The 23,556-nt window shown below is 69.8% G+C and carries 19 protein-coding genes and 2 tRNA genes; 17 read left to right on the top strand and 4 right to left on the bottom strand.

Features of this window, described 5'->3' with window-relative positions; all coding sequences use genetic code 11:
* Positions 1–365: 365 nt before the first annotated feature.
* Positions 366–1,193 carry an Fpg/Nei family DNA glycosylase gene (locus N4P33_RS15940; protein ID WP_260827268.1) on the top strand — a complete coding sequence of 276 codons (828 nt, stop codon included), beginning with the start codon at positions 366–368 and terminating at the stop codon, positions 1,191–1,193.
* A gap of 31 nt (positions 1,194–1,224) precedes the next feature.
* On the opposite strand, the gene N4P33_RS15935 is transcribed toward N4P33_RS15940, so the two are convergent.
* Positions 1,225–2,481 (bottom strand): GNAT family N-acetyltransferase, encoded by a 1,257-nt coding sequence (locus tag N4P33_RS15935; RefSeq protein WP_260827267.1) that lies wholly within the window; start codon positions 2,479–2,481, stop codon positions 1,225–1,227.
* Between the two features lie 162 nt (positions 2,482–2,643).
* On the opposite strand from N4P33_RS15935, the gene N4P33_RS15930 reads away from it, so the two are divergent.
* A complete protein-coding gene (locus N4P33_RS15930; RefSeq protein ID WP_260827266.1) occupies positions 2,644–3,822 on the top strand; it encodes a PP2C family protein-serine/threonine phosphatase in 1,179 nt (392 codons plus the stop codon).
* A gap of 57 nt (positions 3,823–3,879) precedes the next feature.
* The gene (locus N4P33_RS15925) at positions 3,880–4,332 is read left to right on the top strand and encodes an HD domain-containing protein (RefSeq protein WP_260827271.1); all 453 of its coding nucleotides are present in this window, start codon (positions 3,880–3,882) and stop codon (positions 4,330–4,332) included.
* A gap of 11 nt (positions 4,333–4,343) precedes the next feature.
* On the opposite strand, the gene N4P33_RS15920 is transcribed toward N4P33_RS15925, so the two are convergent.
* A complete protein-coding gene (locus N4P33_RS15920; RefSeq protein ID WP_260827265.1) occupies positions 4,344–5,552 on the bottom strand; it encodes an acyltransferase family protein in 1,209 nt (402 codons plus the stop codon).
* A gap of 633 nt (positions 5,553–6,185) precedes the next feature.
* Here N4P33_RS15920 and N4P33_RS15915 point away from each other — a divergent pair.
* The gene (locus N4P33_RS15915) at positions 6,186–6,380 is read left to right on the top strand and encodes a hypothetical protein (RefSeq protein ID WP_123999966.1); all 195 of its coding nucleotides are present in this window, start codon (positions 6,186–6,188) and stop codon (positions 6,378–6,380) included.
* A gap of 74 nt (positions 6,381–6,454) precedes the next feature.
* Here N4P33_RS15915 and N4P33_RS15910 read toward each other — a convergent pair.
* A tRNA-Gly gene (locus tag N4P33_RS15910) sits at positions 6,455–6,525 on the bottom strand.
* A 166-nt stretch (positions 6,526–6,691) separates the two neighbouring features.
* Between N4P33_RS15910 and N4P33_RS15905 the strand changes: the two genes are divergently transcribed.
* The 5 genes from N4P33_RS15905 to clpX all read left to right on the top strand — a co-directional run bounded on the left by N4P33_RS15905 (position 6,692) and on the right by clpX (position 11,573).
* A tRNA-Pro gene (locus tag N4P33_RS15905) sits at positions 6,692–6,768 on the top strand.
* 192 nt (positions 6,769–6,960) lie between these two features.
* Positions 6,961–8,349, top strand: a complete 1,389-nt coding sequence (gene tig / locus N4P33_RS15900) for a trigger factor (RefSeq protein ID WP_260827264.1) — start codon at positions 6,961–6,963, stop codon at positions 8,347–8,349.
* 330 nt (positions 8,350–8,679) lie between these two features.
* A complete protein-coding gene (locus tag N4P33_RS15895) occupies positions 8,680–9,285 on the top strand; it encodes an ATP-dependent Clp protease proteolytic subunit (RefSeq protein WP_260827270.1) in 606 nt (201 codons plus the stop codon).
* A 112-nt stretch (positions 9,286–9,397) separates the two neighbouring features.
* Complete coding sequence (locus N4P33_RS15890; RefSeq protein WP_313904518.1) at positions 9,398–10,105, top strand: ATP-dependent Clp protease proteolytic subunit; 708 nt, start codon at positions 9,398–9,400, stop codon at positions 10,103–10,105.
* Between the two features lie 181 nt (positions 10,106–10,286).
* A complete protein-coding gene (gene clpX / locus N4P33_RS15885; RefSeq protein ID WP_260827263.1) occupies positions 10,287–11,573 on the top strand; it encodes an ATP-dependent Clp protease ATP-binding subunit ClpX in 1,287 nt (428 codons plus the stop codon).
* 63 nt (positions 11,574–11,636) lie between these two features.
* On the opposite strand, the gene N4P33_RS15880 is transcribed toward clpX, so the two are convergent.
* Positions 11,637–12,578 carry a hypothetical protein gene (locus tag N4P33_RS15880; RefSeq protein WP_260827262.1) on the bottom strand — a complete coding sequence of 314 codons (942 nt, stop codon included), beginning with the start codon at positions 12,576–12,578 and terminating at the stop codon, positions 11,637–11,639.
* 137 nt (positions 12,579–12,715) lie between these two features.
* On the opposite strand from N4P33_RS15880, the gene N4P33_RS15875 reads away from it, so the two are divergent.
* The 8 genes from N4P33_RS15875 to mrdA all read left to right on the top strand — a co-directional run.
* Positions 12,716–15,340 carry a valine--tRNA ligase gene (locus N4P33_RS15875; RefSeq protein ID WP_260827261.1) on the top strand — a complete coding sequence of 875 codons (2,625 nt, stop codon included), beginning with the start codon at positions 12,716–12,718 and terminating at the stop codon, positions 15,338–15,340.
* Between the two features lie 174 nt (positions 15,341–15,514).
* Positions 15,515–17,002, top strand: coding sequence for a folylpolyglutamate synthase/dihydrofolate synthase family protein (locus N4P33_RS15870; RefSeq protein ID WP_260827260.1), 1,488 nt, complete (start codon positions 15,515–15,517; stop codon positions 17,000–17,002).
* 6 nt (positions 17,003–17,008) lie between these two features.
* Positions 17,009–17,359: a DUF4233 domain-containing protein gene (locus tag N4P33_RS15865; RefSeq protein ID WP_260827259.1), complete on the top strand. Its 351-nt coding sequence runs from the start codon at positions 17,009–17,011 to the stop codon at positions 17,357–17,359.
* A 60-nt stretch (positions 17,360–17,419) separates the two neighbouring features.
* Positions 17,420–17,833 (top strand): nucleoside-diphosphate kinase, encoded by a 414-nt coding sequence (ndk, locus tag N4P33_RS15860; RefSeq protein WP_142195371.1) that lies wholly within the window; start codon positions 17,420–17,422, stop codon positions 17,831–17,833.
* A gap of 513 nt (positions 17,834–18,346) precedes the next feature.
* The gene (locus N4P33_RS15855) at positions 18,347–19,366 is read left to right on the top strand and encodes a rod shape-determining protein (RefSeq protein WP_006133575.1); all 1,020 of its coding nucleotides are present in this window, start codon (positions 18,347–18,349) and stop codon (positions 19,364–19,366) included.
* 141 nt (positions 19,367–19,507) lie between these two features.
* The gene (gene mreC, locus N4P33_RS15850; protein WP_260827258.1) at positions 19,508–20,449 is read left to right on the top strand and encodes a rod shape-determining protein MreC; all 942 of its coding nucleotides are present in this window, start codon (positions 19,508–19,510) and stop codon (positions 20,447–20,449) included.
* Positions 20,450–20,459: 10 nt separating this feature from the next.
* On the top strand, positions 20,460–21,131 hold the full coding sequence (gene mreD / locus N4P33_RS15845) for a rod shape-determining protein MreD (protein ID WP_260827257.1): 672 nt from the start codon (positions 20,460–20,462) through the stop codon (positions 21,129–21,131).
* 160 nt (positions 21,132–21,291) lie between these two features.
* Positions 21,292–23,556, top strand: a 2,265-nt coding sequence (gene mrdA, locus N4P33_RS15840) for a penicillin-binding protein 2 (RefSeq protein ID WP_260827256.1), incomplete at its 3' end; no start/stop codon positions are given.

Genomic DNA, 23,556 nt, shown 5'->3' with positions numbered 1-23,556 from the left:
GCAGTAGCACCGCCCCGCCCGACTCGTAACCAATCGAGCCGCACGGGCCAGGTGCTCACACCGCAGCCCCCACCCGCCTCCCGGCGAACCGAGTCGGACCGGGCGGAGGGCCGCGCGGCACCACGTCCAGCAGCTGTAACGCCTCCCGCCCGTCTCCCGGCGAACCGAGTCGGACCGGGCGGAGGCCCGCGCCGCACCACGTCCAGCAGCCGCAACGCCTCCCGCCCGTCTCCCGGCGAACCGAGTCGGACCGGGCGGAGGCCCGCACCGCACCACGTCCAGCAGCCGCAACGCCTCCCGCCCGTCTCTCAACGAACCGAGTCGGGCGGGTGGGTGGGCAAAAGGAAAGGCAGAGAAGGGAACCCATGCCCGAGGGGCACACCATCCACCGGCTGGCCAAGGACTACGCCGCGGCCTTCGCCACCGGCGCCCCCCTCCGCGTCACCAGCCCCCAGGGCAAGTTCTCCGACGCCGCCGCCCTCCTCGACCACACCCCCCTCCACACCACCGACGCCCACGGAAAACACCTCTTCCTCGGCTTCAGCAACGGCTTCCGCGACGCCGACTGGATCCACATCCACCTCGGCCTCTTCGGCAAGGTCACCTTCGGCCCGGCCCCCGCACCCCCGCCCACCGACACCGTCCGCCTCCGGCTCGCCGACGGCACCGCGTATGTCGACCTCCGCGGCCCCACCACCTGCGCCCTGATCACGGACCCCGAGAAGCAGGCGATACACGACCGCCTCGGCCCCGACCCGCTGCGCCCCGACGCCGACCCGGCCGCCGCCTACCGCCGGATCAGCCGCAGCCGTACGACGATCGCCGCCCTCCTCATGGACCAGAAGGTCATCGCCGGCGTCGGCAACGTCTACCGCGCCGAGGTCCTCTTCCGGCACCGCATCGACCCGTACCGCCCCGGCCGCGACATCACCCCCGCCGAGTGGGACGCCCTGTGGACCGACCTCGTCGGCCTCATGCACGAGGGCGTCCGCCACAACCGCATCGACACCGTCCGCCCCGAACACACCCCGGAGGCGATGGGCCGCCCGCCCCGCGTCGACGACCACGGCGGCGAGGTGTACGTCTACCGGCGCGCGCACCAGCCCTGCCACCTCTGCGGCGAGCAGATCCGCACCGCCGGCCTCGCCGCCCGCAACCTCTTCTGGTGCCCGTCCTGCCAGCGCCGCCCCTGAGCCACGCCCAGAACCCGAACGCCCAGAACGTTCAGAACCCGAACGGCAGCCACGGCGCGACGCCGCCGACCGCACCGAACCCGACGGCCGCCTCCGCCAGCGCCCCGCCCCGCAGTTCGCGCACCCGCCCGGCCGCCCCGAGCGCGGCGAGGCTCACCCCGCCCAGATACGCCGCCCCCAACTCCCGTACCGACAGGGCGAGATCCGCCGCGTCCGTCGTCCGCTCGCACGAGGCGCCCTTCGTGTCCCCGGTCAGCCGCCAACGCCCCGCGTTCCAGGGGCAGAACGCGTCCTCCACCTCGAACACCACGTCCACCGGCGCCTGGTACGTCCGCTGCGCGAGCGCCGCCCCCACATCGACCAGCCGTACGTAGAGCCAGTCCCGCAGCGAAGGCCGGCACCGCCGGATGTCGGACACCAGGTACTGCCACGCCTCGTCGACCGGCCGCCTGCGCACCACCAGCGTCGAGGTCAGATCGATGCCGGCCAGGAACCGCCACAGCGCCGCGTCCGCCGCCGGATCCAGCGCGGCCAGATCGCTGAGCAGCACCGTTCCGTCGGGCCCGGCCGTCCCCCAGCCGGGCTTCACCCGGAACCGCGCGTACCCCACCGTCTCGCCGTCGCGCCGGGCGACCACGCACTGCAGCGGCGAGGCCCCGTCCCGGTCGCTCTCCGGATCGAGCAGCGGGACCCGCTCCCAGCCGGGCGGCGTCCTCAGCATGCCCGGCCGCCCGGGCACGAGCCGGTCGTACACCGCCCGGCACTCCTCGGCGACCTCGGCGGGCGCCGCGTACCGCACGCGTACGTCATCGGTGCCCTCGGGTGTCGACAGGGTCACCCGGCTGGTGTCGATCTCGGCGTCCAGGCTGAAGGCCGCCGTCCCGTACCCGAACCGGCCGTAGATCGCCGGCTCGGACGCCGTGAGCACCGCCAGCGGCTCGCCCCAGGACCGTATGTCGTCCAACTGCCGCCGCATCATGGACGTCAGCACCCCGCGCCGCCGGTGCGTGGCGGCCACGCTCACCATGGTGACGCCCGCCGCCGGCACGGACGCCCCGCCGGGCACGGTCAGCCCGAACGTGAACGCGCCCGCCGTCCCCACACACTCGTCGCCGTCCCATACGCCCACAGAACGGTCGAACTCGGTCAGGGAGTTCCACAGTTCCCGTTCCTCGTCCGCTTCCGGAACTCCGCCGAAGGCGCGTATCAGCGTCCCGTACCACGTGTCCCAGTCGTCCTTGGCCAGTTTCCTGAGTCCGTCCACCGTGACCGTCCGCTCATTCGTCATGAGCCATGCCTAGCAGGGCAATGCGGGACGAGCGAGGGAATTTCTCCCGGGCGCCCACGAGACGGCGTTCCGTGAAGTTCACTGTGAAGTCGGTCCCCGGACGGGGGACAACCAGGACCTCCCGTGCCAAGCGGCCGGTCCGATGGATAGGGTCCCGAACTAATGGCACCAGGACGACAGCGGCGCGCGGAAGCCGACACGTTCACGGCCCGGTTGAAGAAGCAGTGGCACCGGGCCCGCGTCGGCGTGCGCAGAGCCGCCGTCGACTACTTCCGCGGGGACGGCTCGGACTGGATCGCGCTCGCCGGTCTCTTCCTCACCATTCCCCTGATCATGGCCGGCACGCTCGTCAACTCCGTCTGGTTCTCCCCGGCCGCGCTCGTCCTGCCGATCGTCGCCGGCGGCCTGCTCCTGCGCCCGGCCAGCCTGCTCGGCCTGTACGCGGCCGCCGCCACCGCCCTGATCGTGGAGTCCGTGCAGCTCGGCCCGTACACCGAGGGCGCCTCGCGGGTGACCCCGGGCGTGGTGCTGGTGGTGGCGGCCTGCGGGTTCTTCGGGCTGGTCGTCGCCCAGTTCCGCAGCCGGGTCGGCGTGCCCTGGAGACGCGGCGGCACCATGCTGTTCGACCTGCGCGAACGCATCCGGGTGCAGAGCAAACTGCCCAAACTGCCCACCGGCTGGCACCACGAGATGGCCCTGCGCCCCGCGGGCGGCCAGTCCTTCTCGGGCGACTTCGTGGTCGCGGCCCGCACCAACGGCGGGCGGACCCTGGAGGTCGTCCTCACCGACGTCTCCGGCAAGGGCATGGACGCCGGCTCGCGCGCCCTGCTGCTGTCCGGTGCCTTCGGCGGTCTGCTCGGCAGCCTGCCCCCGCACGCCTTCCTCCCGGCCGCCAACGGCTATCTGCTGCGCCAGGAGTGGGAGGAGGGCTTCGCCACCTCCATCCACCTCGTCCTCGACCTCGACTCCGGCGACTACGAGCTGTACTCCGCGGGCCACCCGCCGGGACTCCAGCTCAGCGCGGGCAGCGGCCGCTGGGAGGAGAAGGCCGCCGACGGTCCCCTGCTCGGCGTGTACGACGGCGCCCAGTTCGACCCCGTGAAGGGCTCCCTGCGCCCTGGTGACGTGCTGATGCTGTTCACCGACGGCCTGGTGGAGACCTCCGACCGGGACATCGTCGAGGGCATCGACCGCCTCACCGGCGAGGCCGACCGCTATGTCGCCGGCGGCTTCCACGGAGCGGCCTGGCATCTGATCGAGTCGGTCGCCAAGGACGTCAACGACGACCGCGCCCTGCTGCTGATCTGCCGCGAAGGCCCCACCGCCACGGCCCTGCGCTGACCGCCGCCCCGCTGCGGGGAGGACACTGGACGCGTGACGGACACACCGATGACCCCCATGACCCTGGCCGAGGTCGAGGCCACCGCCCGCGCCGCCCACGCCGGTCAGACCGACAAGGCGGGCCGGCCCTACGAGGAGCACCTGCGGGCCGTCGCCGAGGGCGTACGCGCGCCGGGCGGCGACGCGGAGCAGATCGCCGCGGCCTGGCTGCACGACGCCGTGGAGGACGACAGGCTCTCGCGGCAGTGGCTCGAGGAGGCGCCGCTGACCCGGCGTACCAAGGACATCGTCCTCGCCGTCACCAAAGCGCCGGCCGAGCCGCCCGAGGCGTACGCGGCCCGCATCCTCGCCACCCCCGGCGCGCTGCTGGTCAAGGAGGCCGACCTGGCGCACAACGCCGACCCTGCGCGTCTGGCCGTACTGGACGAGGCCACCAGAACGCGACTGGCCGAGAAGTACGCGCGGATGCGCACACTTCTCGGCCTGGTGTCGGGGGACGAGCCGGAGTAGGCCGGCAGGTCTCAGGCGGAGACCTTCTCCCGCGTCTGCCGCTGTTCGCCGCGCTCGCGCTCGCGTTCGCGCGCCAGCTCGGCGGCGTCCCGCTTGAACGCCCACTCCATCCTCGGCTCCATCGCGAACCGGAAGACCCGCTGCACCGGCTTGGTGCACAGCAGCGTCACCAGCACGGCCGCGAGGACGGTCACGGCGATCGCGCCGAGCGGTCCCTGCAGCGCGGGCTGCTCGAACCAGCCCTGGTAGTCGCCGGCCTTCACCACGAAGCCGTGCAGCAGGTAGCCGTACAGCGTGCCCGCGCCGAGCGCGGTGAACCACATGTGGCGGCGAGGCACCCAGGCGAAGAAGCAGGCCGTCAGCAGCAGCGAGCAGCCGAACATCGCCAGCACCATGACCGGCCCGGCCCACCAGGGTGCGCCCAGCTCCTGCGCGGCGTCCCGGTGGTAGAACCACGCGGTGTTCATCCGCGGCACCGCCCACCAGCCGAAGGCCAGCGCCGCCGCGAACACCGGCACGGAGGCGATCCGCACCGAGCGGGTGCGCACCCGGTGGAAGTGCTCCGGCTTCATGCACAGACCGAGGACGAAGTACGGCAGGAACTGCAGCACGCGCTGCAGATCGAGGTCGTCACCGATCTCCGGCGTGACGCTGGCCAGCATGGCGAGACCGAGCGCCAGCGGCAGCGGATGCCGGACCGCCTTCCAGATCGGGGTGGTCAGCCGCCACACGAACAGCGCGCACAGGAACCAGGTCAGGTACCAGGGGTCGAGCAGGCTGATCTCCTGCTGCGGGTCGTCGTCGATGAACCGCTTGAACAGGGGATAGGCGGTCTCGAAGAGGATGTACGGCACGGCGACACCGGTGATCAGCCGCCGCAGCCGGTCGGGGCGCATGTCGAAGCTGCGCGAGAAGAAGCCGGAGATGATGATGAACGCCGGCATGTGGAACGTGTACACGACCGTGTAGGCGGCTTCGAGGGTGCGGCTGTCGCCCTTCAGGGGCTCCCAGGCGTGGCCGATGGCCACCAGCACGATCGCCAGGTACTTGGCGTTGTCGAAGAACGCGTCGCGCTGCTTGCCGGAGGGGGCGGGCCGGTCGCTCCGCCGGGCCCCGGTGCTCGAGCCCGGGGTACGCGGGCTCGGCACTCCGGGCGCCGGCGACTGTGCCGGGGGGAGCGGCGTTCTGCGGTTGCCGTACGGTCGCAGCGAGTTCGTCACCGGCCCTCCCACATCGAACCGGGGGAGAGGATCGGGGACCTCGCTGCGCTTGCGGGGGACGAGGCAGCGTGGAACATCTGAGGCACCCTAGCGTCGTGTTCGGGTATTCGTAAAACGCCCGACGTCATTACTGGTTATTCGGCTCGGCTACCCCGGATTGGGGAAAGTCGGCGGCACCGCGGGCGTGATGGCCAACACACTTGCGCTGCAAGGCGGCTGAGCACGTCCATACCGCCCGATGGCGCCACGCTTGTCATGATTCTTCCGGACTAAACCGTGCATAAGGCCAGCGGGCGACTCCGGTGGAATGTCCCCTTCCGTCGTCTTCGCGGCACGGTGACGGGCCCGTTGAGAGGCCGGCGGCGGTAATTCGAAATACCTGCGAACGCGTTGTGTGGATACGGAAACGATCCGGCCGAATTACCCGCGCGGGTGGCGCCTCGAATTGCCGTACGAGACGGCGTGGTTGCCCCCGGCGCCCGGACGCGGCCACGGCTGTCCGGTCATCGTGTGCCGGACGATGCGTCACCCGCCGCATGAGGCGGCCTCGTTGGTGGCACGATGGTTCTGGCGGGGTGCGCGGGGTCGCGTCCCCGGGCCGGGAGAGCGGACCGACCGAGGGTGTGATCAGTTGTGGCCATTTCACTGTCTGTGGTGCTGCTGTTGGCGATCATCCTTGTGGTGCTCCTGAGGGGCGGATCCATCAAGGCGGGCCCCGCGATCGTCGCGGTCCTCTTCGGCTTCTTCCTCGCCTCCACCGGCATGGCCGACGACATCCAGCGCTTCCTGAACTCGATCGCCGAGACGATCAACTCGATCCAGTTCTAGGCACCGGGCGCGAGAAACGGCTCAGGGCCGGGCCGGAAGGAGTGATCCTTCCGGCCCGGCCCTGAGCCGTACAGAGCGGGCGACGGGAATCGAACCCGCGTAGCTAGTTTGGAAGACTAGGGCTCTACCATTGAGCTACGCCCGCACAGCGCGCCGCCGACCGGACCGGCCGCGGCACTGACAGGCATCGTAGCGGGTCACGCCTGCTGTCCGCACACCCCGTTTTCCGCCCCGCCGGCGACACCGCAGCGCGCCCGGGAAATGCGGCGGCCCCACCGCCCGGCGGCATGTACCCTACGTGTCGCACCAGACGGGGTGTGGCGCAGCTTGGTAGCGCGTCCGCTTTGGGAGCGGAAGGCCGTGGGTTCAAATCCCGCCACCCCGACCACCTGCCCGATCACCCTCGGTGATCGTATCGGTCACGCACCGGTGATCGCCTTTTGGGCGCCGTAGTCGCTGCCGTTACTATGCAAGCTGCACGCCCGTGTGTCTCAGCGTCTGAAGTCCTCCGGGCGGCGAATCCGCCGGACCGCTCTGGTCCCGGCAGAAACCGAGAAGTCAGCCACAAGGAGACCGAACCGTGAAGAGCGCCGTGGAGACCCTGAACCCGACCCGGGTTCGGCTCACTGTCGAGGTGCCCTTCGAGGAGCTCAAGGACAGCCTCGACGCGGCGTACAAGAAGATCAACCAGCAGGTCACGGTGAAGGGCTTCCGCAAGGGCAAGGTCCCGGCCCGGGTCATCGACCAGCGCTTCGGCCGCGGTGCGGTGCTGGAGGAGGCCGTCAACGACGCCCTCCCGAAGTTCTACACCGACGCGGTCAACGAGGCCGAGCTCAGCCCGCTGGGCCAGCCCGAGGTCGACATCACGGAGCTGAAGGACGGCGAGACGCTGAACTTCACCGCCGAGGTCGACATCCGCCCGGCCATCGAGATCCCGGACTACTCCGGCATCGAGGTCGAGGTCGACGCCGTCGAGGTCACCGACGAGGACGTCGAGAAGTCGGTCGAGCAGCTGCGCGAGCGCTTCGCCTCGACCTCCCCGGTCGAGCGCGCCGCCGAGGACGGCGACGTCGTCACCATCGACCTGGAGGCCAAGGTCGAGGGCGAGGTCCTCGAGGACGGCGTCGCCTCCGGCGTCTCCTACACCATCGGCTCCGGCGAGCTCCTCGACGGCATCGACGACGCCGTCAAGGGCCTGTCCGCCGGTGAGGAGGGCACCTTCACCTCCGAGCTGAAGGGCGGCTCCGCGGCCGGCAAGGAGGCCGAGGTCACCGTCAGGGTCACCCAGGTCGCCAAGCGCGAACTGCCCGAGCTGGACGACGAGTTCGCGCAGCTCGCCTCCGAGTTCGACACCCTCGAGGAGCTGAAGGCCGACAGCCGCAAGCGCCTGGAGAACATGAAGCGGTACGACCAGGCCACGCAGGCCCAGGAGCGCGTCCTGGAGAAGCTGCTCGACCTGGTCGAGGTCCCGGTCCCCGAGAAGCTGCTCGAGGACGAGATCAACACCCGCAAGCACAACCTCGAGCACCACCAGCTCGGCCAGATGGGCCTCACCCTCGACAAGTACCTGGAGATCCAGGGCAAGACCGCCGAGGAGTTCGACAACGAGACCCGCGAGGCCGCGATCAAGGGCATCAAGACCCAGTTCGTGCTCGACGAGCTCGTCAAGCAGGAGAAGCTCAACGTCAACCAGGAGGAGCTCACCGAGCACCTCATGCGGCGCGCCGCCTCCTCCGGCATGTCCCCCGACCAGTTCGCCCAGGCCGTCGTCGAGCAGGGCCAGGTCCCGCTCCTCGTCGGCGAGGTCGCCCGCGGCAAGGCCCTGGCCGTCGTGGTCGAGAAGGCCACGGTCAAGGACACCAACGGCGAGATCGTCGACCTCGACGACGAGGAGGAGACGGAGGAGGCCGAGACGGCCGAGGCCGCCACCGAGTCCGACGAGTCCGCCGAGGACAAGTCCGAGGGCTGAGCCCCCGGCACCTGGTAGATCGTAGGAAGGGCCCTGGGGATTCCCCCGGGGCCCTTCTGCCGTACGGCAGGGCAGCCAGCCTGAAGGGGCGCGGGGAACTGCGCGACAAGCCACAACGGACCCGCACCCGCCGATGAAACGGATCCCCCACGACGCTACGCCCCCGGCGAACACCCACAGAACCGGGATGGCACCACCCACCCTGAGCGTTAGGGTCCATGAATACGGGGCCCAGCCAACAAGCGGCCGAACCGCCGGAGGCCCCCGCAGGGAAACGTGAGACGGCCCGGCGCCGTCGTAAGACGAGCAGGTGGATACGTGACGAATCTGATGCCCTCCGCCGCCGGCGAGCCCTCCATCGGTGGTGGCCTCGGCGACCAGGTCTACAGCCGGCTGCTCAACGAGCGGATCATCTTCCTCGGCCAGCCGGTCGACGACGACATTGCGAACCGGATCACCGCACAGCTGCTGCTCCTTGCCGCGGACCCGGACAAGGACATCTACCTCTACATCAACAGCCCCGGCGGCTCCATCACGGCCGGCATGGCGATCTACGACACCATGCAGTACATCAAGAACGACGTGGTGACGATCGCCATGGGCCTGGCGGCCTCCATGGGTCAGTTCCTGCTGAGCGCCGGCACCCCCGGCAAGCGCTTCGCGCTGCCGAACGCCGAGATCCTGATCCACCAGCCCTCCGCCGGCCTCGCCGGCTCGGCCTCGGACATCAAGATCCACGCCGAGCGGCTGCTGCACACCAAGAAGCGCATGGCCGAGCTCACGGCGCAGCACACCGGTCAGACGGTCGAGCAGATCACCCGCGACTCCGACCGCGACCGCTGGTTCGACGCCTTCGAGGCCAAGGAGTACGGCCTCATCGACGACGTGATCGCCACGGCCGCCGGCATGCCGGGCGGCGGCGGCACCGGGGCCTGAGCGTCCCACCGGAGCCCTTGCGGCCCCGCGGACGCCTCCGGGCCCTGCCAGGCCCGCTGAACCGCCCCAGCAGCCTCAAGCCGACCGCCTCAGCCCCTTTCCAGGAGACACCGTGAACGACTTCCCCGGCCGCGGCCTGTACGACCGCATGGACGCCGTGCAGGACATGCGCGCCTCCCAGTCCCGGTACACCGGCCCCACGGCCGAGTCCCGCTACGTCATCCCGCGCTTCGTCGAGCGCACCTCCCAGGGCATCCGCGAGTACGACCCGTACGCGAAGCTCTTCGAGGAGCGGGTGATCTTCCTCGGCGTCCAGATCGACGACGCCTCCGCCAACGACGTCATGGCGCAGCTGCTGTGCCTGGAGTCGATGGACCCCGACCGGGACATCTCGGTCTACATCAACAGCCCCGGTGGCTCCTTCACCGCGCTGACGGCGATCTACGACACGATGCAGTACGTCAAGCCGGACATCCAGACGGTCTGCATGGGCCAGGCGGCCTCCGCCGCCGCCGTCCTGCTGGCCGCCGGCACGCCCGGCAAGCGTATGGCCCTGCCGAACGCGCGCGTGCTGATCCACCAGCCGTACAGCGAGACGGGCCGCGGTCAGGTCTCCGACCTGGAGATCGCCGCGAACGAGATCCTGCGGATGCGGACGCAGCTGGAGGAGATGCTGGCCAAGCACTCCACCCAGACGATCGAGAAGATCCGCGAGGACATCGAGCGCGACAAGATCCTCACGGCCGAGGACGCGCTGCAGTACGGCCTGATTGACCAGATCATCACCACCCGCAAGATGGACAACTCCAGCCTGCGCTGACGCGGGAGGCTTGAGACGTCTGCCGCCCCTTGGCACGGTTTGACACGGTCCACGTCAAAGCGAACCGCGCCAAGGGGGGCCCGAACGGGGGGCCCGGCAAGGTACCGTCGGACATAAGGCAGCACCAGGAGTCGCTGGACGTTGACGTCCAGGCGTCTCCCAGGCGAAGGGGAAGCACACCGTGGCACGCATCGGTGACGGCGGCGATCTGCTCAAGTGCTCGTTCTGCGGAAAGAGCCAGAAGCAGGTCAAGAAGCTCATCGCAGGGCCCGGTGTGTACATCTGCGACGAGTGCATCGATCTCTGCAACGAGATCATCGAGGAAGAGCTCGCCGAGACCAGCGAGGTGCGCTGGGAGGAGCTGCCCAAGCCCCGCGAGATCTACGAGTTCCTCGAGGGGTACGTGGTCGGCCAGGAGGCGGCGAAGAAGGCCCTCTCCGTCGCGGTGTACAACCACTACAAACGTGTCCAGGCCGGCGAGAACGGCGGGGCGAACGGACGTGACGACGCCATCGAGCTCGCCAAGTCCAACATCCTGCTGCTGGGCCCCACCGGCTCCGGCAAGACGCTCCTCGCCCAGACCCTGGCCCGCATGCTGAACGTCCCGTTCGCGATCGCCGACGCCACGGCGCTGACGGAGGCGGGCTACGTCGGCGAGGACGTCGAGAACATCCTGCTGAAGCTGATCCAGGCGGCCGACTACGACGTCAAGAAGGCCGAGACCGGGATCATCTACATCGACGAGATCGACAAGGTCGCGAGGAAGAGTGAAAACCCCTCCATCACGCGCGACGTCTCGGGCGAGGGCGTCCAGCAGGCCCTGCTGAAGATCCTCGAGGGCACCACGGCCTCGGTGCCGCCCCAGGGCGGCCGCAAGCACCCGCACCAGGAGTTCATCCAGATCGACACGACGAACGTCCTGTTCATCGTGGGCGGTGCCTTCGCGGGCCTGGAGAAGATCATCGAGGGGCGCGCGGGCGCCAAGGGCATCGGCTTCGGCGCGCAGATCCGCTCCAAGCGGGAGCTGGAGAACAAGGACCAGTTCGAGGAGGTCATGCCGGAGGACCTGGTCAAGTTCGGCATGATCCCGGAGTTCATCGGCCGCCTCCCCGTCATCACCTCGGTCCACAACCTGGACCGCGAGGCCCTCCTGAAGATCCTCGTCGAGCCGCGCAACGCCCTGGTGAAGCAGTACCAGCGCCTCTTCGAACTCGACGGCGTGGAACTGGACTTCGAGCGCGAGGCCCTTGAGGCCATCGCCGACCAGGCCATCCTCCGCCAGACCGGCGCCCGCGGCCTGCGCGCCATCATGGAGGAAGTCCTCCAGGGCGTGATGTACGAGGTCCCGTCCCGCAAGGACGTGGCCCGCGTCGTCATCACAGCAGACGTGGTCCTCTCCAACGTCAACCCCACCCTGATCCCGCGCGACGCGCGCGGACGGGGGCCGGGCGAGCAGAAGACTGCGTAACGAAGAACGGCACGCGAAAGGGCCCCGGTCGCTCGACCGGGGCCCTTTCGGCGTACGTGGTCGTCAGGCCTTGACGCGGACCTCGTCGCGGAGCTTGGTGGTGATGTCCGCCGCAGCGTCCTTGGTGATGTCCTTGGTGTTGTCACCGGGGGAGACGAGGGCGACCGTGCTGTAGTCGGCCCAGGCGCAGAGCCAGTTCGTGGTCGGCTTCTGCGTGAGGTCGTTCGTGCCCTTGCCGGCTTGGCACTTCATGACCGCACCGTCGATGTCGACGGACTCGGGCTCGCCGACGAGCTCGGTCATGAGTCCGTTGTTGCTCGAGCTCTCCTTGGTCTCCTTCTTGAGGGCCGCGAACAACTTGTCGACGGCGGACTCGGGGTCCTCGACCTCACCATAGGCACCGAGGAACGTCACGCCCTTGGCCTGCAGCAGCTCAGTCTTGTCGGGCAACGTCGTGGGATCGGTCGGGTCGTAGTTGCTGAAGTCCGCCGTCGAGTACGAAGCACCGACCGACTTGCCGTTCTTCACGCCGCTCTTCGCCAGGTCATCCGCGGTGTCGGAGCTGGAGTCCTCGCCGCCCTCGCCGACACGCGTGTACTCGCCCAGCACCTTCTGCGGTGCCGACAGCTTGTGCGGGCCGTCGTCCTCCAGCCCGCCTGCGCCTCCGCCCCCGCCGATCACGAAGTACGCGCCCACGCCGATCGCCGCCACGACCGCCACCGCGCCGATGATGATGCCCGCCTTCTTGCCGCCGCCGCCCGACGCCGGGGGCTGCGGGGGCATGCCGTACGGGGCCTGGCCGTAGGGGGGCTGCTGCGGGGGGACGCCGGGGTGGCCGGGCTGCTGGGGGTAGCCGTAGCCGGGCTGGCCGGGCGGCGGGGCCTGCTGAGGGTAGCCGTAGCCGGGCTGCGGAGCCTGCGGCTGCTGGCCGTAAGGACCCGGCTGGCCGTACGGTCCGGGCTGCTGGGGCTGCCCGCCGTACGGGCCCGGCTGGTTGTAGCTCATTTCTGGGTTCCCCTCCAGATGCTTATGTGTCGTTCACATCCTGGCGCAGACCTGATGTGTTCAGGCCAGCGGGGGTCGCACCGTTACAGAAGAATCGTGTTTCGGGACGGGGCCGTGACACCTCTAAACTGACTTCCGTGACCGAGAACGCTCAGCAGCAGCCACCAGCGCCCACCACCGACCTGCCGACCCAGTACGCGCCGGCCGACGTAGAGGGGCCGCTGTACGAGCGCTGGGTAGAGCGGGGTTACTTCGAGGCGGACGAGAAGAGCGACAAGCCGGCGTACACCATCGTCATCCCGCCGCCGAACGTCACCGGCAGCCTGCACCTCGGGCACGCCTTCGAGCACACCCTCATCGACGCCCTGACCCGCCGCAAGCGCATGCAGGGCTTCGAGACGCTGTGGCAGCCCGGCATGGACCACGCCGGTATCGCCACGCAGAACGTCGTCGAGCGCGAGCTCGCCAAGGAGGGCAAGTCCCGCCACGACCTCGGCCGCGAGGCCTTCGTCGAGCGGGTCTGGCAGTGGAAGGCCGAGTCCGGCGGGCAGATCTCCGGCCAGATGCGCCGCCTCGGCGACGGCGTCGCCTGGTCCCGCGAGCGCTTCACCATGGACGAGGGCCTGTCCCAGGCCGTCCAGACCATCTTCAAGCGCCTCTTCGACGACGGTCTCATCTACCGCGCCGAGCGCATCATCAACTGGTGCCCGCGCTGTCTGACCGCCATCTCCGACATCGAGGTCGAGTACCAGGACGACGACGGCGAGCTCGTCTCCATCCGCTACGGCGAGGGCGACGACTCCATCGTCGTGGCCACCACCCGCGCGGAGACGATGCTCGGCGACACCGCCGTCGCCGTCCACCCGGAGGACGAGCGCTACCGGCACCTCGTCGGCCGCGAGATCGAGCTGCCGCTCACCGGCCGCCGCATCCCGGTCGTCGCCGACGAGCACGTCGACCCGGAGTTCGGTACGGGCGCCGTCAAGGTCACCCCGGCTCACGACCCGAACGACTTCGAGATCGGCCAGCGGCACGACCTGCCGGCGCTGACCGTGATGGACGAGCACGCCGTCATCACCGCCCACGGCCCCTTCCAGGGCCTGGACCGGCTGGAGGCCCGCTCCGCCATCGTCGGCGCGCTGCGCGCCGAGGGCCGGATCGTCGCCGAGAAGCGGCCGTACGTCCACTCCGTCGGCCACTGCTCGCGCTGCAAGACCACCATCGAGCCGCGCCTGTCCAAGCAGTGGTGGGTCAAGGTCGGCCCGCTCGCCAAGGCCGCCGGCGACGCGGTCCGCGACGGCCGGGTCAAGATCCACCCGCAGGAGATGGAGAAGCGGTACTTCGACTGGGTCGACAACCTCCACGACTGGTGCATCTCACGGCAGTTGTGGTGGGGCCACCGCATCCCCGTCTGGTACGGCCCGGACGGCGAGGTCGTCTGCGTCGGCCCCGACGAGGAGCCGCCCACCGGCGAGGGCTGGCACCAGGACTCCGACGTCCTGGACACCTGGTTCTCCTCCGGCCTGTGGCCGTTCTCCACGCTCGGCTGGCCCGAACAGACCGAGTCGCTCGCGAAGTTCTACCCGAACTCCGTCCTGGTCACCGGCTACGACATCCTCTTCTTCTGGGTCGCCCGGATGATGATGTTCGGCCTGTACGCGATGGACGGCACCCCGCCGTTCCACACCATCGCCCTGCACGGCATGGTCCGCGACCAGTTCGGCAAGAAGATGTCGAAGTCCTTCGGCAACGCGGTCAACCCGCTGGACTGGATGGACAAGTACGGCTCCGACGCGCTCCGGTTCACGCTGGCCCGCGGTGCCAACCCGGGCGTCGACGTCCCGATCGGCGAGGACTGGGTCCAGGGCTCGCGCAACTTCGCCAACAAGATCTGGAACGCGACCCGCTTCGCCCTGATGAACGGTGCGACGGTGGAGGGGCCCCTGCCGGACGCCTCGGCGATGTCGTCGACGGACCGCTGGATCCTCTCCCGCCTGAACTCCGTCGTCGCCGAAGTCGACGCGTACTACGACGACTTCCAGTTCGCCAAGCTGTCGGACGCGCTGTTCCACTTCGCGTGGGACGAGGTCTTCGACTGGTACGTCGAGCTGTCCAAGACGACGTTCCAGGCGGGCGGCGAGCCGGCCGAGGTCAGCAAGCGCGTCCTCGGCGAGGTCGTCGACGTCACGCTGAAGCTGCTCCACCCGGTCGTCCCGTTCGTGACGGAGACCCTGTGGACCACGCTGACCGGCGGCGAGTCGATCGTCATCGCCGACTGGCCCAAGGACAGTGGCTTCCGTGACGCCGACGCCGAGCGGGAGATCTCCACGCTCCAGTCGGTGATCACCGAGGTCCGCCGCTTCCGCGCCGACCAGGGCCTCCAGCCCGGCCAGCGGGTCCCGGCCCGCCTGACCCTCGACGGCACGGCCCTCGCCCCGCACGAGGCGGCCATCCGCCAGCTGCTGCGCCTGCAGCCGGAGGGCGAGAACTTCACGGCGACGGCGACCCTCCCGGTCGCGGGCGTCGAGGTCGCCCTCGACCTGTCCGGCGTGATCGACGTCGCGGCGGAACGCAAGCGACTGGCGAAGGACCTCGCCGCCGCCGAGAAGGAGAAGGCCCAGGCCACGGCCAAGCTCGGCAACGAGGCGTTCCTGTCGAAGGCCCCGGACCACGTGGTGGACAAGATCCGCACGCGGCTCGCCAAGGCCGAGGAGGACATCACCCGCATCACGTCCCAGCTGGAGAAGCTGCCGCCCGCGTAAGCCACCCCTCGCGCGCTCAGGCCCCCGGTGCCCTTGCAGGCACCGGGGGCCTCGACGTCCCTAAAGGGGCGCGGGGAACTGCGCGACAAGCCACAACGCACCCGCAGCCGCCCGGCGACCCATGCCACCCCACTCCATGGGCGCCCTGTCACCGCGGCTCCGTAGACTGGCACCGTGAGTGACAGCGACGACCCCTTCGAAGAGATCATCGCGGCCGAAACCGACCGCGACCCCGATCTCGCCGTCATCGAGGCCGGCAGCCGCACCCTGCGCACCCAGGGCGGCCCCCCTCAGGCGGACATCCCCGCGCGCCCCGAGGACCCCGAGGTCGACAAGGCCCTGCGCGAGGTCGAGGGGGAGCTGGCCACCCGCTGGGGCGAGACCAAGCTCGAGCCCTCCGTCAGCCGCATCGCCGCCCTGATGGACGTCCTGGGCGAGCCCCAGCGCTCGTACCCCTCGATCCACATCACCGGCACCAACGGCAAGACCTCCACCGCCCGCATGATCGAGGCCCTCCTCGGTGCCTTCGAGCTGCGCACCGGCCGGTACACCTCCCCGCACGTGCAGTCGATCACCGAGCGCATCAGCCTCGACGGCGCCCCGATCTCCGCCGAGCGGTTCATCGAGACGTACCGGGACATCCAGCCGTACATCGAGATGGTCGACGCCCAGCAGGAGTACCGGCTGTCGTTCTTCGAGGTGCTCACGGGCATGGCGTACGCCGCCTTCGCCGACGCCCCGGTGGACGTCGCCGTCGTCGAGGTCGGCATGGGCGGCAGCTGGGACGCGACGAACGTGATCGACGGGGACGTCGCCGTCGTCACGCCCATCGACCTCGACCACACCGACCGGCTCGGCAGCACGCCCGCGGAGATCGCCACCGAGAAGGGCGGCATCATCAAGCAGGGCGCGACCGTGATCATGGCCCAGCAGCCGGTCGACGCCGCGCAGGTGCTGCTGAAGAAGGCCGTCGAGGTGGACGCGACCGTGGCCCGTGAGGGCCTGGAGTTCGGGGTCGTCGACCGGCAGGTCGCCGTCGGCGGCCAGCTGCTCACCCTGCGCGGGCTGGGCGGCGAGTACACCGAGGTGTACCTCCCGCTCCACGGCGCGCACCAGGCGCACAACGCGGCCGTGGCGCTCGCCGCCGTAGAGGCGTTCTTCGGCGTCGGCGCCGAGCGCGCCGAACCGCTCGACATCGACACCGTCCGCCGCGCCTTCGCCGCCGTCGCCTCGCCGGGCCGGCTGGAGGTCGTACGCCGTTCGCCGACCGTGGTGCTGGACGCCGCGCACAATCCGGCGGGCGCACGGGTGGTGGCCGAGGCGCTGGGGGAGGCGTTCCAGTTCAGCCGGCTCATCGGTGTCGTCGGCGCGAGCGGCGACAAGAACGTGCGCGGGCTGCTGGAGGCGTTCGAGCCGGTCTTCGCGGAGGTCGTCGTCACACAGAACTCCAGCCACCGCGCGATGGACGCCGACGAACTGGCCGGCATCGCCGTCGAGGTGTTCGGCGAGGACCGCGTCCAGGTCGAGCCCCGGCTGCCCGACGCGCTGGAGGCCGCCATCACGCTGGCCGAGGAGGAGGGCGAGTTCGCGGGCGGCGGTGTGCTCGTCACCGGTTCCGTCATCACCGTCGGCGAGGCCCGACTGCTCCTGGGGAGGGGCTGACCCACGATGCGTACGCTGTGTTCTTCCACCCTGATCGGCGAGTTCTTCGTCATCGGCTTCGCCGGGCTGGTCGCGATGAAGGACCCCGACCTCGCGACGGGCACGGTGTGGACCGTGTGCGGCATCGCGATGTTCCTGTCGGTGGTGCTGTGCGGGATGGTGACCCGGCCCGGCGGCGTCGCCCTCGGCTGGGTGCTGCAGATCGCCCTGATCGCCTCCGGCGTCTTCGTCCCGATGATGTTCTTCATGGGGGTCGTGTTCGCCGCCCTGTGGTGGGCTTCGGTTCATTTCGGTCGAAAGGTGGACGAGGCGAAGGCCCGTTTCGCCGCGCAGGCCGAGCAGCCTGACGCAGCCTGAGCTGCTCCCTTGTAACCTCATCGGACCCGCACACATCTGCTGCACTCAAGGAGCTCCGCCGTGACCCAGCGCACCCTCGTCCTCCTCAAGCCCGACGCGGTCCGTCGTGGCCTGACCGGCGAGATCATCAGCCGTATCGAGCGCAAGGCCGGCTGGCAGATCACCGCGCTGGAGCTGCGCACCCTGGACCAGGACACGCTGGAGCAGCACTACGGCGAGCACAAGGGCAAGCCCTTCTACGAGCCGCTGGTGGAGTTCATGGCCTCCGGACCGGTCGTGGCGATGATCGTCGAGGGTGAGCGGGTCATCGAGGGGCTGCGCCAACTGGCCGGCCCGACCGACCCGATCGCCGCCGCCCCGGGGTCGATCCGCGGCGACTTCGGCGTCATCGTCCGGGAGAACCTGATCCACGCCTCCGACTCCGAGGAGTCGGCCGAGCGCGAGGTCAAGATCTTCTTCCCGGGCCGCGCCTAGGCCCTGTCGTCACATTCCCGTCGTCCGCCCGGAGGGCGGGCCTGGCGGCGGCGTGGGGGCACCTCCCGCCCGAGCCGTGCGAAGCGCGGTTCGAGGGTGGGGGAGCGTGCTCTCGGCGTGCCGGGCGTCGACCGGCGTACTGGTTGTACGTGGTCGGCGCCCGGTGCGGCGAGTGGGGGCACCTCCCACGCCCTTAAGGCAGTGGGGGAGCGTGCATGGCGTCGCCAGGCAGGCGGGAATGTGACGACAGGGCCTAGAGACACGGGAAGGTCCGGGGCACGGGCCCCGGACCTTCCTGGCATATGCGCGGCGTTCGGGGGAACGCATGCCCCCGATGGACCGTCTCCACAAGCAACGGGGGACGCCATCTGATGACAATGGCCAAGACCCTCGCGCAGTGTTCGCGAAGGCGCGTCTACGATGGAAGCCTTCACGTCACAGCACCCACCTCGCCGACCTGAAAAGCCCTCAAAAGCTTGTGGGTAGGCCAGACGAATCCTGATGGGGAACTCAATGTCGTTCATCGGCCGTGACATGGCTGTCGACCTCGGGACCGCCAACACGCTGGTGTACGTCAGGGGTCGCGGGATCGTACTCAACGAGCCGTCCGTCGTCGCGATCAACACCAACACCGGTGGCATCCTCGCGGTCGGCGCCGAAGCGAAGAAGATGATCGGGCGCACGCCCGGCAACATCGTTGCCGTACGTCCGCTGAAGGACGGCGTCATCGCCGACTTCGAGATCACCGAGCGGATGCTCCGCTACTTCATCCTGAAGATCCACAAGCGGCGGTATCTGGCTCGTCCGCGGGTCGTCGTCTGTGTGCCCTCGGGCATCACCGGCGTCGAGCGCCGCGCCGTCATCGAGGCGTCGTCCCAGGCCGGCGCCCGCCAGGTGCACATCATCGAGGAGCCCATGGCGGCGGCCATCGGCTCCGGGCTGCCGGTCCACGAGGCCACCGGCAACATGGTGGTGGACATCGGCGGCGGCACCACGGAGGTCGCGGTCATCTCCCTCGGCGGCATCGTCACCGCCCAGTCCATCCGCGTCGCGGGCGACGAACTGGACAACGCCATCATCCAGCACATCAAGAAGGAGTACTCGCTGCTGCTGGGTGAGCGGACGGCCGAACAGATCAAGATCACGATCGGTTCGGCGTACGACCTCGACACCGACGAGCACACCGAAATCCGCGGCAGGGACCTCGTCTCGGGGCTGCCCAAGACCGTCGTCATCTCGGCCGCCGAAGTCCGCAAGGCCATCGAGGAACCCGTCAACGCCATCGTGGACGCCGTGAAGACGACCCTCGACAAGTGCCCGCCGGAGCTGTCCGGCGACATCATGGACCGAGGAATCGTTCTGACCGGCGGCGGGGCCCTGCTGCGCGGTCTGGACGAGCGGCTGCGCCGGGAGACGGGCATGCCGATCCACATCGCCGAGGACCCGCTGGACAGCGTGGCGCTCGGCTCCGGCAAGTGCGTCGAGGAGTTCGAGGCGCTGCAGCAGGTGCTGGACGCCCAGCCGCGCAGATGACACAACTCTTCGATTCCGCCGTACGGGACGATCACCTCTCGTACGGCGGATCGTTGATATAGAGACATAAGCTCACCAAAACCCCTGTCTCACCACCGTTCTCGATACCCGTTCTCGACGAGGAAGGCACGGCCGCCGCACGTGAGGGACACGAAAGAGAGCCGGCTGCTTCTGGTGCTGCTGATCGCCATCGCGTTCGCACTGATCACGGTGGACATCCGCGGCGGAGAGGATTCGCCGGTCGACGGTGCCCGGGGGGCCGCGGCGTCCGTGTTCGGCCCGATCGAGAGCGGCGTGTCGAGCGCGGTCGATCCCATCGGCAACGCGGTCACCGCGGTCCGCGAGTCCGGCGACCGGCACGACCGGCTCGCCGAACTGGAGCGGGAGAACGCCGCGCTCAAGGCCGAGCTCGGCAGCGACGACCGGGACCGCAGCCGGCTCAAGCAGCTCGACAAGATGCTCGGCGTCGCCGGCAAGGGCCAGTACGGCATCAAGGGCGCCCAGGTCATCGCCATAGGAGCCGCCCAGGGCTTCTCCTGGACCATCACCATCGACGTCGGCGCGGGCGACGGCATCAAGCGCGACATGACCGTCCTCAACGGCGACGGACTCGTCGGCCGCGTCACCACCGTCGGCCCCAACACCGCCACCGTGCTCCTCGCCAGCGACCCCGACTTCACCGTCGGCACCCGCATGGAGGGCAGCGACGAACTCGGCTTCGCCTCCGGCCAGGGCGACCGGCCGCTGCGCGTCGAACTCCTCAACGGCAAGGCCGAGATCAAGAAGGGCGACCGCCTGGTCACCTTCGGCTCGCAGGCCGACAGGCCGTTCGTGCCCGGCGTGCCCGTCGGCGTCGTCTCCCGCGTCGACCCCTCCGGCGGCGACCTGACCCGCACCCTCTACGTCACGCCGTACGTCAGCTTCAGCAAGCTCGACGTCGTCGGCGTCGTCGTCCAGGCCCCGGAGAAGGACCCGCGCGACACGGTGCTGCCGAAGAAGCCGAAGCCGACCCCCACGCCGACCGTGACGGTGACCGTCACCCCGTCCGCCCCGGCCGACGGCCAGGACCAGCCAGAGCAGTAGGAGCTGTCACATGCGCGTCAACCGGATCCTGCTCTCCAGCTCACTGATCGTCGTCGCCCTGGTCATCCAGGTCAGCGTCCTCGCCCGGCTCCATCTCCCGGGCGCCGTACCCGATCTGCTGCTGCTCACCGTCCTCGGTCTCGCCCTGGTCTACGGCCATGTCGGCGGCGCCCTCGTCGGCTTCTTCGCCGGGCTCCTCGCTGACCTCGCCCCGCCCGCCGACCACGCCGCCGGGCGCTACGCCCTCGTGCTGTGCGTCATCGGCTACCTGGCCGGGCTCGTCAAACCCGAGACCGGCCAGGTGAAATCGGCCACCGGCCCGATGGTCGTGGTCGTCGCCGCCGCGCTCGGCTCCACCCTGCTCTACGCCGGTGTCGGCGCCCTCGTCGGCGACACCGCCGCCCGCCATGTGGGCCTCGGCAGCCTGCTGTTCACCGCCGCGCTGTACGACCTGCTGCTCGCCCCGTTCGTCGTCCCCGGCGTCATGGCGCTGGCCAGACGCGCGGAGAACGATCCGCTCGCCGAGACGAACTCGACGAAGGCCGGCGACATCTCCTCCGGCTGGCTCGCCGGCGGCACCGGGCTGCGCATCGGCGGCCAGCGGGGCAGCGGCCTGCGGGTGAAGGCGGCCCGGGCACGGGTCGCGCGCGCCGGACGCATCAAGGGGGTCAAGCGCCTGTGACCTCGGCGAAGTTCACCCGGACGAGTGGGCGGGGGTGGAACCCCGGCGTGCGGGCCGGGCGTTCATCAGTCGTCCGCACACAGCCGTCAGCGGGACAGACGTCAGTGGGACAGCCATCGGTGGCACGACCGTCCAGGGCATCGAGAGGGGGAGCAGCAGCGTGACCAACATTCCGGAGACCGGGCGCAGCCCACGGGTGCAGATCCGGCTCGTCGTCATCCAGGTCCTCGTCCTCTCCCTCCTCGGCACGCTCGGCGGCCGCCTGTGGTACCTCCAGATCCGCGAGGGCGACCAGTACGCCAAGGAGGCGTCCGGCAACCACGTCCAGCAGGTGGTCCAGCCCGCGGTGCGCGGCTCCATCCTCGACGCCCGCGGCGTGCCCCTCGCCGACAACGAGACCCGGCTGGTCGTCTCCGCCTCCCGCACCGACCTGATGAAGATGCAGGACGACGGCAAGGCGGTCCTGACCAAACTCGCCGGAGTCCTCGGCATGACCCCCAAGGAGGTCATGGAGAAGGTCCGGCTGTGCGACGCCAAGACCCCGCAGCCCTGCTGGAACGGCTCGCCGTACCAGCCCATCCCCATCACCGACGAGGCCACGCCCAAGCAGGCCCTGCAGATCCGCGAACGCGCCGAGGACTTCCCCGGCATCACCGCCGAACCGCAGGCCGTGCGCCGCTACGCCGGCCCCGGCAAGTCCAACACCGCCCAGGTCCTCGGCTATCTCTCACCCGTCACCGACGAGGAGATCCAGCAGGCCCAGGACACCGAGTCGCCCTATCTGCGCTCCGACATGGTCGGCCGCTCCGGACTCGAGCGGCAGTACGACAAGCAGCTGCGCGGCAAGGCCGGCGTCACCCGCTACGAGGTCGACAACCTCGGCCGCGTCATCGGCAAGGCCGAGGACGACCCGGCCGAGCCCGGCGCCAACCTCGTCACCAGCATCGACGCCCGCGTCCAGCGCGTCGCCGAGTACCAGCTCGACTGGGCGATGAAGGAAGCCCGCAAGCAGCACGACCGCAACACGGGCACCAACTACAAGGCCGACTCCGGCGCCGTCGTCGTGATGGAGGCCAAGACCGGCCGCGTCGTCGCCATGGCGTCCAACCCGACCTACGACCCCAACGCCTGGGTCGGCGGCATCTCCGCCAAGGACTACGCCAGACTCACCGGCAAGAAGTCCAACTACCCGCTGCTCAACCGCGCCATCCAGGGCCAGTCGGCACCCGGCTCCGTCTTCAAGGTCATCCCGACGGCGGCCGCCATCAACGCCGGCTACTCCTTCGAGGGCCCCTACAACTGCTCCAGCTCGTACTCCATCGGCGGCCAGGTCTTCAAGAACTTCGAGTCCCAGAACCACGGCCCGATCAGCCTCGGCCGCGCCCTCGAGGTCTCCTGCGACACCGTCTTCTACCGCCTCTCCCACGAGGAGTGGAAGCGCGACGGCGGCAACAAGCCGAAGAAGAATGCCAACGACTGGTTCTACAAGACCGCCCACCAGTTCGGCCTCGGCAAGGAGACCGGCATCGACCTGCCCAACGAGGTCACCGGCCGCGTCCCCGACCGCCAGTGGAAGCAGGACTACTGGAAGGCCAACAAGGACGCCTGGTGCAAGACCGGCAAGAAGGACGGCAGCTACGCCGAGCGCATCGCCTACGAGAACTGCCTCGAAGGCAACAGGCTGCGCGCCGGTGACTCCGTCAACTACTCCATCGGCCAGGGCGACACCCTCGTCACCCCCATCCAGATGGCCACCATCTACGCCGCCATCTCCAACGGCGGCACCATGTACGACCCCACCGTCGGCAAGGCAGTCATCAGCCCCGACGGCAAGACCGTCACGGAGATCAAGCCCAAGGCGCACGGCAAGCTGCCGATGTCGAAGAAGACCCTCGCCGCCATAGACGAAGCCCTCGAGGGAGTCGCCACCCGCGGTACGGCCGCCTGGCGCTTCGGCGGCTGGCCGCAGGACAAGATCCCGATGCACGCCAAGACCGGTACGGCCGAGGTCTACGGCAAGCAGACCACCTCCTGGTTCACCACCTACACCGAGGACTACGCGGTCGTCATGACGATCTCCCAGGGTGGTACGGGTTCCGGCGCCTCGGGCCCCGCCGTGCGCAACATCTACAACGCGCTGTACGGCGTCTCCGAGGACGGCGAGATCGACAAGAAGAAGGCGCTGCTGCCCGAGCCGCAGAAGAGCCTGCCGAAGGTCAGCACGGACGGCACCATCAAGTCCCCCAAGCTGCCCAAGGACCCCGCCAAGACGGCGAGCCCCTCGCCCGACGCCTCGGCCACCGCCCCGCAGGACGGCCAGGACGACCCCGCCGACCAGCAGGCGGGCACCGTCCCCTCACCGGAGGCCAACAACCGCGACACCCGGCGCCGCGACCGGCGCCGCGGCGACGGCCGCCCACGCGGC

The organism is Streptomyces sp. 15-116A (assembly GCF_025290915.1).
GTDB lineage: Bacteria > Actinomycetota > Actinomycetes > Streptomycetales > Streptomycetaceae > Streptomyces.
This window is presented reverse-complemented; position numbering and strand designations above follow the sequence as displayed.